General features: G+C 31.3%; 17 protein-coding genes. 2 read left to right on the top strand and 15 right to left on the bottom strand.

Annotated features, from left to right (window positions below):
- Positions 1-239: 239 nt before the first annotated feature.
- On the top strand, positions 240-1,409 hold the full coding sequence (locus tag ITB9_RS10435; protein WP_054852175.1) for a DUF3095 domain-containing protein: 1,170 nt from the start codon (positions 240-242) through the stop codon (positions 1,407-1,409).
- Here ITB9_RS10435 and ITB9_RS10430 read toward each other — a convergent pair.
- Both ITB9_RS10430 and ITB9_RS10425 read right to left on the bottom strand, forming a co-directional pair.
- Positions 1,395-1,853, bottom strand: coding sequence for a hypothetical protein (locus ITB9_RS10430; protein WP_054852174.1), 459 nt, complete (start codon positions 1,851-1,853; stop codon positions 1,395-1,397). The two genes, ITB9_RS10435 and ITB9_RS10430, sit on opposite strands and share 15 nt — an antisense overlap.
- Before the next feature lie 79 nt (positions 1,854-1,932).
- Positions 1,933-2,904: an endonuclease/exonuclease/phosphatase family protein gene (locus ITB9_RS10425; RefSeq protein WP_054852173.1), complete on the bottom strand. Its 972-nt coding sequence runs from the start codon at positions 2,902-2,904 to the stop codon at positions 1,933-1,935.
- A 74-nt stretch (positions 2,905-2,978) separates the two neighbouring features.
- Here ITB9_RS10425 and hflX point away from each other — a divergent pair, with 74 nt between their 5' ends.
- Positions 2,979-4,208: a GTPase HflX gene (hflX, locus tag ITB9_RS10420; RefSeq protein WP_028290265.1), complete on the top strand. Its 1,230-nt coding sequence runs from the start codon at positions 2,979-2,981 to the stop codon at positions 4,206-4,208.
- Between the two features lie 214 nt (positions 4,209-4,422).
- Here the strand turns inward: hflX and ITB9_RS10415 are convergent, their stop codons facing one another.
- The 13 genes from ITB9_RS10415 to sufB form a co-directional block, all read right to left on the bottom strand.
- Entirely contained in the window at positions 4,423-5,361 is a 939-nt protein-coding gene (locus tag ITB9_RS10415) for a DUF3078 domain-containing protein (protein ID WP_054852172.1), read from the bottom strand.
- A 116-nt stretch (positions 5,362-5,477) separates the two neighbouring features.
- Complete coding sequence (locus ITB9_RS10410) at positions 5,478-5,981, bottom strand: DUF2480 family protein (protein WP_054852171.1); 504 nt, start codon at positions 5,979-5,981, stop codon at positions 5,478-5,480.
- 20 nt (positions 5,982-6,001) lie between these two features.
- Entirely contained in the window at positions 6,002-7,837 is a 1,836-nt protein-coding gene (locus ITB9_RS10405; protein ID WP_054852170.1) for an ABC transporter ATP-binding protein, read from the bottom strand.
- 15 nt (positions 7,838-7,852) lie between these two features.
- Positions 7,853-8,179: a DUF59 domain-containing protein gene (locus tag ITB9_RS10400; protein WP_028290261.1), complete on the bottom strand. Its 327-nt coding sequence runs from the start codon at positions 8,177-8,179 to the stop codon at positions 7,853-7,855.
- Between the two features lie 36 nt (positions 8,180-8,215).
- Entirely contained in the window at positions 8,216-8,641 is a 426-nt protein-coding gene (locus ITB9_RS10395) for a SufE family protein (RefSeq protein WP_028290260.1), read from the bottom strand.
- An 83-nt stretch (positions 8,642-8,724) separates the two neighbouring features.
- Positions 8,725-9,537, bottom strand: a complete 813-nt coding sequence (locus tag ITB9_RS10390) for an META domain-containing protein (RefSeq protein ID WP_054852169.1) — start codon at positions 9,535-9,537, stop codon at positions 8,725-8,727.
- A gap of 54 nt (positions 9,538-9,591) precedes the next feature.
- Complete coding sequence (locus ITB9_RS10385; protein WP_054852168.1) at positions 9,592-10,806, bottom strand: aminotransferase class V-fold PLP-dependent enzyme; 1,215 nt, start codon at positions 10,804-10,806, stop codon at positions 9,592-9,594.
- A 3-nt stretch (positions 10,807-10,809) separates the two neighbouring features.
- Positions 10,810-11,130 carry a hypothetical protein gene (locus ITB9_RS10380; RefSeq protein WP_028608167.1) on the bottom strand — a complete coding sequence of 107 codons (321 nt, stop codon included), beginning with the start codon at positions 11,128-11,130 and terminating at the stop codon, positions 10,810-10,812.
- A gap of 5 nt (positions 11,131-11,135) precedes the next feature.
- Complete coding sequence (sufD, locus tag ITB9_RS10375; protein WP_054852167.1) at positions 11,136-12,449, bottom strand: Fe-S cluster assembly protein SufD; 1,314 nt, start codon at positions 12,447-12,449, stop codon at positions 11,136-11,138.
- 128 nt (positions 12,450-12,577) lie between these two features.
- Complete coding sequence (gene sufC / locus ITB9_RS10370) at positions 12,578-13,330, bottom strand: Fe-S cluster assembly ATPase SufC (protein ID WP_028290256.1); 753 nt, start codon at positions 13,328-13,330, stop codon at positions 12,578-12,580.
- Between the two features lie 5 nt (positions 13,331-13,335).
- Entirely contained in the window at positions 13,336-13,683 is a 348-nt protein-coding gene (locus ITB9_RS10365) for a hypothetical protein (RefSeq protein ID WP_054852166.1), read from the bottom strand.
- A gap of 6 nt (positions 13,684-13,689) precedes the next feature.
- Positions 13,690-14,562, bottom strand: a complete 873-nt coding sequence (locus tag ITB9_RS10360; protein WP_028290254.1) for an N-acyl homoserine lactonase family protein — start codon at positions 14,560-14,562, stop codon at positions 13,690-13,692.
- A gap of 17 nt (positions 14,563-14,579) precedes the next feature.
- Entirely contained in the window at positions 14,580-16,028 is a 1,449-nt protein-coding gene (gene sufB, locus ITB9_RS10355; RefSeq protein WP_054852165.1) for a Fe-S cluster assembly protein SufB, read from the bottom strand.
- Positions 16,029-16,040 lie beyond the last annotated feature (12 nt).

The raw sequence follows: 16,040 nt of genomic DNA, 5'->3' as shown, positions 1-16,040 counted from the left end.
GTATTGGTTTTAAATATAAACACATCTTTACTAACTAAATTAATAACCAACCAAAGTCATAGCTTTCAAGATGTGTTTGTATTGTTAAATAGTATGTTGCAAAATTAATGTAGCAGCTTGTGTGTCATGTTACATAATTTTGGAATGATGTTATATTATTTTATTTTCTTCTAGTTTTTAAAAACTGTAGAAGTATTACCTTTGAAGCCTGAGTATAGTCTTGTTTGCTCTTTGTTATTATGAAAAACGATTTAGATTTTTATAAAAATATTTATAAGAATAGGTTACCATTAACCGAACTTTTGAAAGATGAAAGCCTATTTTCTAGTGTTCCTAAAAATTGGTCAATTGTAATTACAGACATCCAAAATAGTACAGATGCAGTTGCAAAAGGGTTTCATAATAATGTAAATTTGTGTGCTACAGGTAGTATTATTACGGTTTTAAATACATTAAAGTCTATTGATAAATCTATTGAAATACCTTATTTTTTTGGAGGTGATGGTTCTACATTTATTATGCCTGATACTCTTGTTAAACCAATCATAAGTGCACTAAATAACTACAGTACACATATTGCTAAAACATTAAAACTTAATTTACGTGTTGGTTTTATTAAAGTAGAACAAGTGTACAATAACAATATAACTTTAAGAATAACTAAATTAAGACACAATAAATACCTAACAACACCAGTAATTTTAGGTAACGGAATTAAGTATGCAGAGCGTTTTATTAAAAATAGTTTTGAAGCAATACCTAATATAAAGGACCAAAATATAAAGCTTAATTTAGAAGGTATGGAATGTCGTTGGGACGAAATCCTACCAGATGAATCCTCTAAAAAAGTGATATGTTTATTGGTAAATTGCGATGATGAAAATAAGCAAGCTGAAATTTTTGGTACAATAATGAATGAGATTAACTACATTTTTGGTGACTTAGACAATCGAAATCCAATTTCAGCTTTAAAACTTAAATTAAATACCTCTCTTGATAAAATTAGAAAAGAGATGCATGTTAAGTTAGGTAAACATCAAAACAATTACTTAATAAATAATTGGCTAATTACCATTTTTGGAAAATATTATTTTAAGTTTTTTAAAGCAGGTAAAGCGTATGTATATAAAGTTAGTCAATTATCTGACACTATTATGTTGGATGGATCTATTAATACTGTTATTTCTGGAACTGAAAAACAAATTAATAGATTACAAATCCTTTTGGATGATCTAGAGTCTAATAAAAAAATAATTTACGGATTACATACAACACATGCGTCTATTATGTCATGTTATATTCAAGATAGAAAAGAAAAACATATCCATTTTGTAGACGGTACAGAAGGAGGTTATACAAGTGCTGCTATTTTTGTAAAACAAAAAATTAAAGACCTAGCTAATCTTTAATTGCGAGAAGTAAAAGGCTTGTTTAGTTTGTAGTAAATTATCCTTAAGTGTATTTAATAATTGGTATGAAGGCTTAGATAAAATTCCAGATTTAATTTCTTTATTAACTTCGTTTAAAAAGTAGTTATTAAGTGTCATGCACTCTTTTAAAATTAGTTGACTCTTATTTTTATGTAACTGACGTTTTAATCCAAACCACAATAATTTAATTTTAATAACCCAGTTTTTGCGCTGTTTTGTCCTAATATTTAAGGTTTTTAAAATGTTTAATGATTTGACTTTAAATGCTATAGTGTAATTTAGTTTATCGTCAATCCAAGTTTTTAAGTCTTCATCTTTAGTTTGTGATTTTAAATACTGAAATGCTAATTCAATATCATTACTAACCATAAATAAATTTTGGATTGCAGTACTACCTACTTCATATTTAATCAAGTCATTCATAACATTAGTTTTTAAAAAACAAAGTTATGCAAATAGCGTGCCTGTAATTTTATACGATTTTAGTTAACTGTTATATAATTTACTTTTTCTTTAAAATTAAATACACAGGAAAATGATCGCTATAACCACCTTTATAGCGTTTGCCAACGTAAGTCCTGTAAGGTGTGCCTTTATATTTACCATCAGATTGTTTTAAAAAATCAGGATCATAAATATCGGCTTTTACGTATCTAAAAGATTTGCTTCTACTTTTAAAAAAATTAGGAGTGATTAGTATTTGATCAAATAAATTCCATTCAAAATTATGACTAGTTGTCCCACGATCTATGGATAATAATGTTTCCATTGGATTGTATAACCCTTGATTATCCACTAATTGTTCAATACTTTTACTAGCAGGATCATCATTAAAATCACCCATGACAATTACTTTAGCGTCAGGTAAATTATCTTTTAATGTTGCAATTATAGACTGTAAATGTTTAGATGCTGTTAATCGTTTGTGTTCTGTTTCATTATTGCCAGTTCGTCTGGATGGCCAATGGTTTACTAAAAAATGAATTGTTTCGCCTAAAAACATACCACTAACCAATAAAATGTCTCTGGTATAATCAGGCGATCCATCGTCATTAGTAAAATTATAAGTAAACACATCAGAGCTAGTAACAGTAAACTTTTTACTATCATAAATAAAAGCAACATCAATACCACGTTCGTCTTTACTATTGTAGTGTACAAATTGGTAAGGGTATTCTTTTAAATGTTTAGATTTAATTAAATCTTGTATTACAGCTTCGTTTTCTACTTCAGCTAAACCAATAATGGCAGGATGACTATTGGTTTCTTTTCTTCCAATATTAGAGATGGCATAACCAATTTTTCGTAATTTATTGTTGTATCTTTTAATGGTCCAACGTTTTTCGGACGTAGGATTAAAATCTCTATCACGCGTTAGGTTGTCTTTATAAATATCAAATAAGTTTTCAATATTATAAAAAGCTACCGTTTGCTTGTTAGTTTTAGGTTTTAAGAAGTTAAAATTCAAGACCATCAATTTTTTTGAAGGTTAAAAATAGCGATTTTATTATGGATACAATTATGTAACTTTGTAGTATAATTAATTATATGTTAGAAAAAAAAGATATCGAGCTTGAAAAAGCAGTTTTAATTGGTGTAGTCACAAAAGAGCAAAACGAAGAGCAGTCAAAAGAGTATCTTGACGAGCTTGAGTTTTTAACCTTCACAGCAGGTGGAGAAGTTAAAAAGCGTTTTACTCAAAAAATGGAAATGCCTAATCCCAAAACTTATATTGGGACAGGTAAAATGGAGCAAGTACGACAATACATTGAAGATAACCATATTGGTACAGCTATTTTTGATGACGAGTTATCTTCATCTCAAGAGCGTAACATAAGTAAAATATTAAATGTAAAAGTATTAGATCGTACCAATCTAATTCTAGACATTTTTGCACAACGTGCACAAACCAGTTATGCAAGAACACAAGTAGAGTTAGCGCAATGCGAGTACCTTTTACCAAGACTTAGAGGTATGTGGACACACCTTGAGCGTCAAAAAGGAGGTATTGGTATGCGTGGACCTGGAGAAACCGAAATAGAAACAGATAGACGTATAGTACGCGATAGGATTTCGTTATTAAAAGCTAAAATCAAGACTATAGACAAGCAAATGTCTGTGCAACGTGGTAATCGTGGACAAATGGTACGTGTCGCACTAGTAGGATATACCAACGTAGGTAAATCCACCTTAATGAATACCGTAAGTAAGTCAGAAGTATTTGCCGAAAACAAGTTGTTTGCAACCCTTGACACAACCGTAAGAAAAGTAGTCATCCAAAATCTACCGTTTTTATTAACAGATACCGTTGGGTTTATACGTAAACTACCTACACAATTGGTAGATAGTTTTAAAAGTACATTGGACGAGGTTAGAGAGGCAGACCTGTTATTGCACGTCGTAGACATTTCTCACCCAAATTTTGAAGATCATATTGAGTCTGTAAACAAAGTGTTAGGCGAAATAAATAGTGCAGACAAACCTATAATAATGGTGTTTAATAAAATAGATGCCTATAAAGCCAAACCGTTTGATGACACAGACCTAATAGCAGAACGTTCTGAGGAGCATTACAGTCTAGCAGAATGGAAAAAAACATGGATGAGTCGTGTAGGTAAAGACAATGCTTTATTTATATCAGCATTAAACAAACGTAATTTAGAAGAGTTTAAAAAGCGTGTCTATGATGAGGTGAGAGACATACACGTGACGCGTTTTCCGTACAATCACTTTCTATATCCAGATTATGATTATGATAATTTAGGAGAAGAAGAGTAAGATAATTTGGGCGTTACCCTAAAGGGTCAGGCTGTCCGTTATATCTTTTTTGTACAATTATTTAATCATTATGTTTTAGAGTAAATCTAATATTAGTATTAAATAAAGGTATTTTAAATAAACATCAAAAAAGGATGCCACTTCCATCCTTAACGCATAAAAAAAGCACCTTTAAAAGGTGCTTTTTTTGTATAAAATAATGTAGTACTATTAATTAGAATTTATAATTTAAACCTAATAACCAGTAAGATTGTAATTTGTTATCTACGTTATCAAAAGTAGGTTCTGCAGTAGTAGAAGTAACATCGTACTGACCTAAAGCATAATTAAGAGCTTCTTGTTTGTTGCTTCTTAAACCAAAGTCAAAACCAACACCAATCATTTTCCATAAGTTGTAACCAAAACTGTTAATCCAAGTAAAGTTAGATAAGTCTCCATCTTCATAAGATTGGAAAGTAGAGAAGTTAGACTTAAAGCTAATTGCACCAATTTGTCTAGTATAATCTGCAACAATTTTAGCACCTAAAGATGATTGAAAAACAGCATCGTTTTTAGCAAACACAAAGTTGTAGTTTAATGGATGTGCAACAACTATTAAGTTTTCAATAGGTGTCCAAGTTAAACCAACACCAACATCTAAATATCCTGGATCATTAAAGTTATCTAAAATTGTAGTTCTGTATTCGGCTAATCCAGATACTGCTAAATTTTTAGCAATATTTCTTCCGTATAAAGAAGAGATGTTAAATACATCTGTAGTTGCTTCAAAATCCTCACTATCTGTAGGGTCGTTTTTATCATCTAATTTTACCCAACCTAAGTTTACATTTAAACTGTTTCTCCAGAAAAATTTGTCTTCTATTAAATTAGCAAAACCATTAACAGTAAATCCAATAGTACCAGAAGAATTGTCTACAGCAGATTGAGAGTACCAGTTGCTAAATTCAGAAATGCTTCCACCAATAGTACCAAAAGCACCTTTTCTCCATCCTGGAAGTGCATCTATTTGAGCTTGTAAAGCATTTGCTTCACCTTGTAAAGCATCAGCTGCTGCTTGTTTTTCTGCTTTTTGAGCTTGTAATTCTTCTTTTGTTTGAGCGTTTAAGGAAACCATTCCAAAAAATAAAGCTCCAATAAATAATACTTTTTTCATAAAATATAAGTCTTTAATAAAACGGTTACAAATATAAGGTTTAGTTACAATTTATCACAAAACTCATTTTGTTTTAAATATTTGTATATCAATACCTTAATTAGGATATTTAAATTTTATCGTTTATACAATGGAACAAAAGAACAAGCCTCTCCATACATGATATTTTTAGCATATGGTTTTAGCTTGTTTGTTATCATAACATAAGCGTTTATAGGCACTGGCTTGTTACTACAGCCTTTAATTATAACAGGTTTGTCTTGGTAAATTGTAGCATCGATATTGGTAATTATGTCTTGGTAAATTGCAGTCTCTAAATCCTCTAAAGTTCCGATATGGCACTTTTCGACAAACGGTTCTAAATTTACGGTCAACAACATAAAAGCCCAATCAGGTATAATAGCATCTACACTACAATGTATAGCAACATACTGGTTTTGGTATTGACTCCAGTCATGATTTTTTACATATTGTCTAAAATCTTTCTCCTTTAAAACCAATTCTTGAAATAACCAGTCTTTAATATCTAATTGTACACGTGCACCTTTTGGATAATAATCCTCAAGATCTATAGTTATCAGTTTACTATTTGCTACACGATTTATAATCTCTTCAGCCATAATTTAAAAATAAGTAATTTTTATTGGTATCCTTCTGCTTGTAGTTTAAATAAGTCAGCATATAATGACTGGTTAGCCATTAATTGGTCGTGTGTGCCCATTTCTAGCACGCGACCTTCATCTAACACCAAAATCTTGTCTGCTTGTCTTACAGTACTAAATCTGTGCGAAATAATAATGCTAGTTTTATCTTGTGTTAATCCTATAAATCTATCAAAGACATCACTTTCTGCTTTAGCATCTAATGCAGATGTTGGTTCATCTAATATCATAACCTTAGCATCTTTCATATAGGCTCTGGCTAATGCTACCTTTTGCCACTGTCCACCAGATAATTCTTGTCCTTTTGCAAAGCGCTTACCTAATTGTTGGTCGTATCCTTTTTTAAGTTCTGACACCACTTGATTAGCTAAACTTAATTCGGCAGCATTTTCAATTTTATCTTGATTGTCTATTTGGTCAATATCACCAATAGCAATATTTTCTCTTACAGTAAATTCGTATTTAAAAAAATCTTGAAAAATCACACCAAAAAACGTTTGGTATTCAGCTTTATTAAACCTGTTAATATTTATTCCGTCTAATAAAATTTCACCCGAAGTAGGCTCGTAAAAACGTAATAATAATTTAGTCAATGTTGTTTTTCCTGCTCCATTTTGGCCAACAAACGCTAGTTTTTCTCCAGCTTTTATTTTAAAACTAATCCCTTTTAGTATCTTATTATCAGATTCTGGATAAGAAAATATTACGTTTTTAAATTCAAAACCTTCTGTTATAGTTTTTGGTAATGGCATATCTTCTTTATGTTTTGGTGCAATAGATATGTCAATAAAATCAAAATAGTCTTTTAGGTATAATGCACTTTCTGATATACGTGTAAATTTAGAAAAGAAATCTTGTAGGTTTCTGGTTAACCTATTAAAAGCACCTGATAAAAACGTTAATTCTCCTAAAGTAATTACTCCAGATATGACGCGATATATAATAAAGACATACGCACCATAATAGCTAAGTGTCCCTAAAACATTAAATACAAAACCTAAAGCAGATCGTTTTATAGCTAGTTTTTTGTTTAGGTCGTAATATTCTTGGGACAAATTTTTAAAACGATTAACCACAAAATCTGTTAAACCAAACAGTTTAATTTCTTTAGCGGTTTTGTCATTTGCACCTATGTAACGTAAGTAATCCAATTCTCTACGTTCTGCAGTCCAACCTCTTGCTAAAGAGTATTGTTGTTGACTAAACCAAATTTCGTTTATAAATGAAGGTATGATACTTAATACTAAAAGTATGATTAGGTAAGGTTCAAAATAGACTAAACCAGCAACAAGGGTTGCAATAGATATTAAGCTTTGCACTTCACCAAGTGCATTGGACATTAAACCTACACGACTTGTAGTTTGTGTTCTGGCGCGTTCTAATTTATCATAAAACTCAGAGTCTTCTAATAGGCTAATGTCTATTTGATTGGTTTTTTTTATGATTCTTACAGAGGTGTCAATAGAGTAAGCATCACCTAATAAACTATCTGTTAATTGGATGGCACGACTGACTAAGTCAGACAATACAATTAAACCAAACTCTATAGCAACATACGTCCATAATTGGGTTAAGTCTGTACTCTCTGATTGTGTTTGTAGTATAATTTGATCAATAATAATTTTACCTATCCATAAAATTATGACAGGTAAAATGGCACCAATTAACCTACAAAACGCTGAACTTAAAAATAAGGTTTTGTTGGTGTTCCAGATTTCTTTAAAAAATCGTGGTATAAATATTAATGCGCTAAAAGATTTTTTTAAGCTAGTCTTGTTACCATCTTTTAACGATTTTGGAGTACGTCTAGCCATTTATAATCTTAGATTTTAAAGCATTCCAAGTTCTAATTTTGCTTCTTCGCTCATTAATTCTTGTGTCCATGGTGGATCAAAAGTAATTTCTACTTCTGCATCTTTAACTTCGTTTAAAGATTTAACCTTCTCTTCTACCTCTAAAGGTAGTGTTTCTGCAACTGGACAGTTTGGTGTTGTTAAGGTCATTAAGATTTTTACATCGTAGTCTTCGTTTACAAAAACATCGTAAATTAATCCTAACTCGTATATGTCTACAGGTATTTCTGGATCAAAAATAGTTTTTAAAACTTTTACTATTTTTTCACCTAACTCTGCTGTGTCTATTGTTGTTTCACTCATGTTACTGTGTGCTTTTAATTTCCGCGAAAGCGAAACTTATTGTATTTGTGTTTGGTATGCTATAGCATACATTTTTATTTGTTTTATCATGCTTACTAGACCGTTTGCTCTAGTTGGTGATAAATGTTCTTTTAAGCCAATTTGATCTATAAAATCTGTATTAGCGTCTAGGATATCTTTTGGATGTTGGTTAGAAAATGCTCTAACTAAAATTGCAATTATCCCTTTGGTTATAATAGCATCACTGTCTGCAGTAAAAGCTATTTTATCGTTATCTAACTCTGCATGAACCCAAACTTTACTTTGGCAGCCTTTAATAATGTTAGATTCTGTTTTGTATTCTGGAGCGATTAATGGTAATGATTTACCTAAATCAATCATGTATTGGTAACGCTCTTCCCAATCTTCAAACATTGAAAATTCGTCAATTATCTCGTCTTGTATTTCTTTAATAGTCTGCATTTTTCAATATGTTTTCAGTTACAAAATTAATCAATATGGATTGATTTATTACTAAAGAATTACTAAAGATATTTATAGTGTTATTAATCTTTAGTTTTTGTATTTTGTTTTGCTATACTATTTAGTTTTGTAACAAGTTCTGCTATTTCTTTTGGTGGATTTCCAGCATCAAAAGTTGGTGTTGAGTATTGTTGTCCGTCAACTGTTATGGTTACATTAGCTGCTGCTGCACCATCATATTGATGTGCTTTGCTAGGAGCCTCTAAATTAGTAATGGATTTTGGGTCTATACTTTCTGATAAGGTTTTTAAAGCATTCCAGTCATCTTTACTACACGATTGTACGTTTTCCTTCTCAGCTCTGTTAAACTGAGATGTTACGGTCTCTTTATTTACTTCAATTAAGGTATAACTTCCTCTGCTAGAGGCTGCATATCTAAAAGTTAAATTGCCCTCTTGTTTTTGAGATGTTTTGTCTATATCTGCTTTAGCAGTTATTAGTTCTTTTTTATTTTCAAGAAGTGTAACCTTATTATCTTCTAAAGTGTAATGTGTTGTGTTTTGTAAATTTTGAAGAAAGGTAGCTTCTGTATCATTATCTTGGCAAAACTTTTTTGTTGAAACTAATGGACCAAAGGATATGCTATTATTTGTAGTTATCGTATAAGTACCAGAAAATTGATTGCATCCCGAATAGCCTGATACACGTTTTGCCTCTGCATCAAAGTTTAAGCTTAAGTTTTTATCTGCTTTGTTGTGACTGTTTAAAGTCGACACAATAAAATTTCCGTTTAATGGCTGAGATTTCATATCTGTATTTAAACTAGTTGTTGCATCTTTTGCTGTACCACAACTGTTTAAAATTAATGAAAAAAGTATAATCGTAATTGTTTTCATAGAAGTAATATTTTGGTATTTGACAATAATATTACAAAAAAGAAGCCAAAGTTATTACGATAGCATCATTTTTGCTTTCTTGACACCTTGTACTAAAGCGTCTATTTCTTCTTTAGTATTATAAAATGCAAACGAAGCTCTTACAGTACCAGGAATTTTAAAATAATCCATTATTGGTTGAGCACAATGGTGTCCTGTACGCACTGCAATACCCATTTTGTCTAATAATGTCCCTACATCATAAGGATGAATGCCTTCTAGATTAAAAGAGATTACTGAAGTTTTATTTTTTGATGTACCATAAATTTTTAAACCTTCAATATCTTGTAATTGCTTTGTTCCGTAGTCTAGCAATTCATGTTCGTATTCTGCTATGTTATCAAAACCTACAGCATTCATGTAATCTAGAGCTGCTCCAAAAGCAATTCCACCACAAATATTAGGTGTACCTGCTTCAAATTTATGTGGTAATCCTGCGTATGTTGTTTTTTCAAAAGTGACTTGGTCAATCATTTCTCCACCACCCTGATAAGGTTCCATTTTATTTAGCCATTCTTCTTTACCATAAAGCATTCCAACACCTGTTGGTCCGCAAATTTTATGCGCAGAAGTCACATAAAAGTCAACATCCAATGCTTGCACATCAGGTTTGATATGTGGACTAGCTTGCGCTCCATCTATTAGTACCGCAGCATCAAATTTGTGCGCTTTATCAATGATGCTTTTTATTGGGTTAATGGTTCCTAAAGCATTTGATATATGGTTAACAAAGACTAATTTAGTTTTGTCATTTAGTAAGGCATCAAAAGCCTCCATATCTAGTTCTCCTTCAGGAGTCATTGGTATTACTTTAAGAATTGCTCCAGTTTTTTCACAAAGCATTTGCCAAGGGACAATGTTACTGTGATGCTCTAGAGCGGAAACAATTAATTGGTCTCCTTTTTTTAATATTGAAGTAAAGCCATTTGCAACTAAATTAATACTATGTGTTGTTCCTGAAGTAAAAATTACTTCATAAGCTTGTTTAGCATTAAAATGTTTTTGAATGGTATGTCTAGCAGCTTCATATTTATCTGTCGCTTCTTGACTTAATGCGTGCACACCTCTGTGTATATTGGCATTGTAATTACTGTAATAATCTACTATTACATCAATAACTTGCTGAGGTGTTTGTGATGTTGCTGCATTGTCAAAATACACTAATGGTTTACCATTTACTTGTCTATTAAGTATCGGGAAATCCTTGCGTATTTTGTTAATGTCAATCATAATTTATAGTTTAAACTCTGAAGCAATGCTATTAAATAGTGTTACAAAAGTATAAGCAGCAAATGCTACAGTTATTAAAAAAGCAATAATAACATGTGTTACTTTTATAATGTCTTTGGCTAAAACGTTAGTAACTGTTTTAAATATTAATATAGAAAGTATTATTATTAAGTAGGTTAATGACAAACCAACAAAAGTTAATAAAATACCATCAAAAAAACCGCCTTTAGTAAAATAGTATGTAGTCCCAGCTAATAATGCTATAGCTAGACATATACCAATTATTTTAAGGTAAGTCTTAGTTGAAATGCTTAATAAATCCATAGGTTTTATAAATCAAATCCTATGTTAACATTTAATTTAGTAGCGATTAGCTTTGTTATACGTTGTTTTAATTCTGGAATTTTAACCGATTTTAAAACATTGTTACTAAAAGCATACATTAATAATCCTCTAGCTTCCTTTTCTGGAATACCTCTAGATTTCATGTAAAATAATGCGCTTTCATCTAATTGTCCTATTGTACAACCATGAGAACATTTTACATCATCTGCAAAAATCTCAAGTTGAGGTTTAGAGTTTATTGTTGCTTTATCACTTAAAAGAATATTGTTATTTGACTGGAAAGCATTTGTTTTTTGAGCTTCCTTATTAACAATTACTTTACCATTAAAAACTCCTGTAGCACTATCGTTAAAAATTCCTTTATAATCTTGGTGACTTTCACAATTTGGCTCAATATGATGCACTAAAGTGTTATGGTCAACGTGTTGTTTATCTCCAATAATGGTAATACCATTTAATGTCGAGTCCATGTGCTCTCCATTTTGATAAAAGTTAAGATTGTTACGTGTTAACTTTCCACCAAAACTAAAGGTGTGTACAGAAACATGTGTTTCGCGTTTTTGTTCAACAAAAGTATTGTCTATTAACGAAGCGTTTTTGTTGTCGTTTTGTACTTTGTAGTAATCTACAATGGCACGTTTGTTTGCCACTATTTCTGTAACCGAGTTTGTTAAAACTGGATTATCAGTTAAGCTCTGGTGACGTTCTATGATTTGTACATGTGAATTTTCATCGACAACAATTAAGTTACGTGGCTGTAGCATTAAAGCTGCTTCATTACCAGTTGAAAAATGTACAATTTGTATTGGTTTTGCAACAACTTTATTTTTAGGAATATGAATATAAGCACCTTCCTTTGCAAAAGCTGTATTTAAAGATGAAATTCCATCTTTTGTAGCTACGCTATTAAAGTGATTTTCTATTATTAGTTGATATTTTGGTTTTGTTAATGCCGAAGACATTAAGCAAACATCTATACCATCATGAGTTGTTTCTGATAAATGAGAAGAATACTTACCATCAATAAATACAATTTTATAAGTATCTATATCATGAATAAAATATTTTTTAATTTCATTGTATTCTAAAGCACTATCTTGGTTAGGAAATATGCTATAGTCATGTTTTAAAACACTGTTAAGTGATGTATATTTCCAAGCTTCGTCCTTTTTAGTAGGAAACCCTTCCGCTTCAAAAGTTTTAATAGCTTCACTTCTAATATCATGTACTTTGCTATCGATATCATTTTGATTTTCGAATGCTATAAAAGACGATACTAATTTTTCTTTTAAACTCATATTTTAAGTCTTCAGTTTGCAGTTATTGTAAAACCTTGGTAACAGGTGTTTACAATAGCTTGTTACTGTATTTATTTTATTATTTAAACTATAATGTTCTGCGGTTTACACAGTATTTATAGTTAATGTTAAGCGTCAACTTCTTCTTTAATCCAGTCGTAACCTTTTTCTTCTAGTTCATGCGCTAGTTCTTTACCACCTGATTTTACAATTTTACCATTGTATAATACATGTACAAAATCTGGTACGATGTAGTCTAATAAACGTTGGTAATGTGTTATAACTATGACACCATTATCTTTGTTTTTTAGTTTGTTTACACCATTAGCAACAATACGTAAAGCATCAATATCTAAACCAGAGTCAGTCTCGTCAAGAATTGCTAATTTTGGCTCTAACATTGCCATTTGAAAAATCTCGTTACGCTTTTTTTCTCCTCCAGAAAACCCTTCGTTTAAAGATCTAGATAAAAATTTACGATCAATTTCTAAAAGTTCTGATTTTTCACGAATTAATTGAAGCATTTCTTTAGCAGGCATATCTTCAAGACCTTTTGCTTTTCTAGTTTCGTTGATAGCAGTTTTCATAAAGTTAGTGACACTAACTCCTGGAATTTCTACTGGATATTGAAACGATAAAAACACACCTTTATGTGCACGCTCTTCAGCAGCTAACTCTTCAATATCTTCACCTTCTAAAAGGATGTTACCATCGGTCACTTCATATTCTTCCTTACCTGCAATAACTGAAGCTAAAGTACTTTTTCCAGAACCATTTGGTCCCATTATAGCGTGTACTTCTCCAGCTTTTACCTCAAGGTTTATTCCTTTTAATATCGATTTGTCTTCAACACTTGCGTGTAGGTTATTTATCTTTAACATACTATTTATTTTCCTAGTTTGATAACGTCGTTTTTATTTTCCTTTAAAGCGCTTACGCTTATAACTTTATTTATTTTTAGCTTATATGGCCAACCTTCTTCATTTTCATCTTTAGGAATTAACTCTCCTAAAACTTCAATTTTAACCATATCTGTTGGTTCTTTTTGGAAGGCTTTTGCTTGTTCTGCAATTAGATTGACTTGGTCGTTTAAAACTACTCCATGAATATCATTACCAACCTGAAATACAGCTGCATCAGCATAATACACAAAGTCACCTTTATATTGTTCTCCTTGATCTGTTTTGCAACTAACAAATGCGATAAGTAATAATACAATAATTGCTTTTTTCATGATTAACTATTGGATTGGTTCTGGTGCGTGGTTTAAACTATTAAAATCTTTAATGGAGTGCTGAATAATAACTTTTGCTTTTTTGTTTTCAGCGAAAGTTTCAAAAACTTCCATCGATTGCTTTGTGTTTTCAGAACTGTGGTTAAAGCTTGGTACTATTTTGTTTGATCTATTTTCTTCAAAATGATATAAATCTCCTGTTAATAAAATTGGCCCCTCTTGTTCCAATTCTAAGAATAATGATTGATGACCTGGAGTGTGTCCTGGTGTTGACTTTATGATAACTTTTCCGTCATTAAATACATCAAAGTCTCCATTAATTTTTTTGATGTTTTTTAAATCTTTAATGGCATTATAATTATCAGGAGCTTCTTTTTGTTGTACTTCACTAGTTACAAAATCATATTCTAATTGTTGTACTAACCATGTTGCATGAGATAATTTTGATGCGGAACCAGAATGGTCAAAATGGGTGTGTGATAAAGCAATGTACTTAAAATCTTCGGTTGTTAAACCAATGGTTTTAAGTTGCTCGTCAAGCCCTTTTTGTCTTGATAAAGTAAACGCTCCATTTGGTGTTGTAAATGGTGCTCTTCCAATAAATCGTTCAGACAATCCAGCATCCCAAAGTAAATTGCCTTCTGGATGTTTGATTACAAAAAACATGTCTGCAAAAGTCTTACTTTCACCTTTATATAAATCGTCTTCCGAAAAAATCTCTAACGCATTAACTTGTACTGTTCCACCATCAAATACAAATAGTTGAATAGGTTCCGTTTGTTTTGCAGCAATATTATTAGTGTCTTCTAAACTTTTTTTAGAGTCTTTACAAGCTGTAAATGTTATTGCTAAAGTTAATAGTATAAGTATTTTTTTCATTGTATAATTAAAGTTGTTTAACCTACAGATCCTTCTAAAGATATTTCTAATAATTTTTGAGCCTCTACAGCAAACTCCATTGGTAACTTATTTAACACGTCTTTACTAAAACCGTTAACGATTAAAGCGATTGCCTTTTCTGTGTCAATACCACGTTGATTACAATAAAATATTTGGTCTTCACCAATTTTACTTGTAGTTGCCTCGTGTTCTATTTGTGCAGATTTATTTTTAGCTTCAATGTAAGGGAAGGTGTGTGCACCACACTCATTACCCATTAATAGACTGTCACATTGTGAAAAGTTTCTAGCATTAGTAGCACGACTACCAATATGTACTAAACCACGATATGAGTTTTGAGATTTTCCTGCAGAAATTCCTTTTGAAATAATAGTCGACTTGGTGTTTTTACCTAAGTGAATCATTTTTGTACCAGTATCTGCTTGTTGGTAGTTGTTTGTAACTGCTATCGAATAAAATTCTCCAATAGAGTTATCTCCTTTTAAGATACAACTTGGATACTTCCAAGTTACTGCACTACCTGTTTCTACTTGTGTCCAAGAGATTTTAGCGTTTTTCTCGCATAAACCACGTTTAGTTACAAAATTGTAAACACCACCTTTACCTTCTGCAGTTCCAGGAAACCAGTTTTGTACTGTACTATATTTAATCTCAGCATCATCTAAAGCTATAAGCTCTACAACAGCTGCGTGTAATTGATTTTCGTCACGACTTGGAGCAGTACAACCTTCTAGGTACGATACGTAGCTACCTTCATCTGCAATTAGTAAAGTACGTTCAAATTGTCCAGTACCACCTTGGTTAATTCTGAAATAAGTTGATAATTCCATTGGACATTTAACGCCTTTTGGAATATAACAGAACGATCCGTCACTAAATACTGCACTATTTAAAGCTGCATAAAAATTATCTGTTGTAGGTACAATGGTACCAATATATTTTTTGACTAATTCTGGATGCTCTTTAATCGCTTCAGAAATACTCATAAATATGATTCCTTTTTCAGAAAGCGTTTTTTTAAATGTTGTTGCAACAGAAACTGAATCTACAACAATATCCATTGCTATGTTATTCATCTTCTTTTGCTCATCAACAGAGATTCCTAATTTTTTGTACATCGCTAATAAATCAGGATCTACATCGTCTAATGTTTTGTTAGGGTCAACTGCTTTTGGAGCAGAGTAATAGGCTATAGACTGAAAGTCTGGTTTTTTGTAATTTACATTAGCCCAATCTGGTTCTTCCATTGTTTTCCATACTTTGAAGGCTTCTAACCTCCATTCCGTCATCCATTCTGGCTCTTCTTTTTTCATAGAAATAGCACGAACAATATCTTCATTTAAACCAATAGGAAATGTTTCAGATTCTATATCTGTAAAAAAACCGTATTCATATTCTTTGGTTTTTAATTCTTCTCTAAGGTCGTCCTCTGTATACTTTGACATATTTTGTCTTTA

This window comes from Olleya sp. ITB9, assembly GCF_001315805.1.
Classification (GTDB): Bacteria; Bacteroidota; Bacteroidia; order Flavobacteriales; family Flavobacteriaceae; genus Olleya; species Olleya sediminilitoris.
The sequence above is the reverse complement of the archived record's forward strand: the minus strand, read 5'-3'. Positions and strand labels throughout refer to the sequence as shown.

Excerpts from the sequence above, each read along its gene's own strand:
- sufD (WP_054852167.1), bottom strand. The coding sequence starts at position 12,449 with ATGAGTTTAAAAGAAAAATTAGTATCGTCTTTTATAGCATTCGAAAAT.
- ITB9_RS10415 (WP_054852172.1), bottom strand. The coding sequence starts at position 5,361 with ATGAAAAAAGTATTATTTATTGGAGCTTTATTTTTTGGAATGGTTTCC.
- ITB9_RS10385 (WP_054852168.1), bottom strand. The coding sequence starts at position 10,806 with ATGATTGACATTAACAAAATACGCAAGGATTTCCCGATACTTAATAGA.
- ITB9_RS10410 (WP_054852171.1), bottom strand. The coding sequence starts at position 5,981 with ATGGCTGAAGAGATTATAAATCGTGTAGCAAATAGTAAACTGATAACT.
- ITB9_RS10365 (WP_054852166.1), bottom strand. The coding sequence starts at position 13,683 with ATGAAAAAAGCAATTATTGTATTATTACTTATCGCATTTGTTAGTTGC.
- ITB9_RS10400 (WP_028290261.1), bottom strand. The coding sequence starts at position 8,179 with ATGAGTGAAACAACAATAGACACAGCAGAGTTAGGTGAAAAAATAGTA.
- ITB9_RS10430 (WP_054852174.1), bottom strand. The coding sequence starts at position 1,853 with ATGAATGACTTGATTAAATATGAAGTAGGTAGTACTGCAATCCAAAAT.
- sufC (WP_028290256.1), bottom strand. The coding sequence starts at position 13,330 with ATGTTAAAGATAAATAACCTACACGCAAGTGTTGAAGACAAATCGATA.
- ITB9_RS10405 (WP_054852170.1), bottom strand. The coding sequence starts at position 7,837 with ATGGCTAGACGTACTCCAAAATCGTTAAAAGATGGTAACAAGACTAGC.
- ITB9_RS10390 (WP_054852169.1), bottom strand. The coding sequence starts at position 9,537 with ATGAAAACAATTACGATTATACTTTTTTCATTAATTTTAAACAGTTGT.
- ITB9_RS10395 (WP_028290260.1), bottom strand. The coding sequence starts at position 8,641 with ATGCAGACTATTAAAGAAATACAAGACGAGATAATTGACGAATTTTCA.
- ITB9_RS10380 (WP_028608167.1), bottom strand. The coding sequence starts at position 11,130 with ATGGATTTATTAAGCATTTCAACTAAGACTTACCTTAAAATAATTGGT.
- sufB (WP_054852165.1), bottom strand. The coding sequence starts at position 16,028 with ATGTCAAAGTATACAGAGGACGACCTTAGAGAAGAATTAAAAACCAAA.
- ITB9_RS10360 (WP_028290254.1), bottom strand. The coding sequence starts at position 14,562 with ATGAAAAAAATACTTATACTATTAACTTTAGCAATAACATTTACAGCT.
- ITB9_RS10435 (WP_054852175.1), top strand. The coding sequence starts at position 240 with ATGAAAAACGATTTAGATTTTTATAAAAATATTTATAAGAATAGGTTA.
- ITB9_RS10425 (WP_054852173.1), bottom strand. The coding sequence starts at position 2,904 with ATGGTCTTGAATTTTAACTTCTTAAAACCTAAAACTAACAAGCAAACG.
- hflX (WP_028290265.1), top strand. The coding sequence starts at position 2,979 with ATGTTAGAAAAAAAAGATATCGAGCTTGAAAAAGCAGTTTTAATTGGT.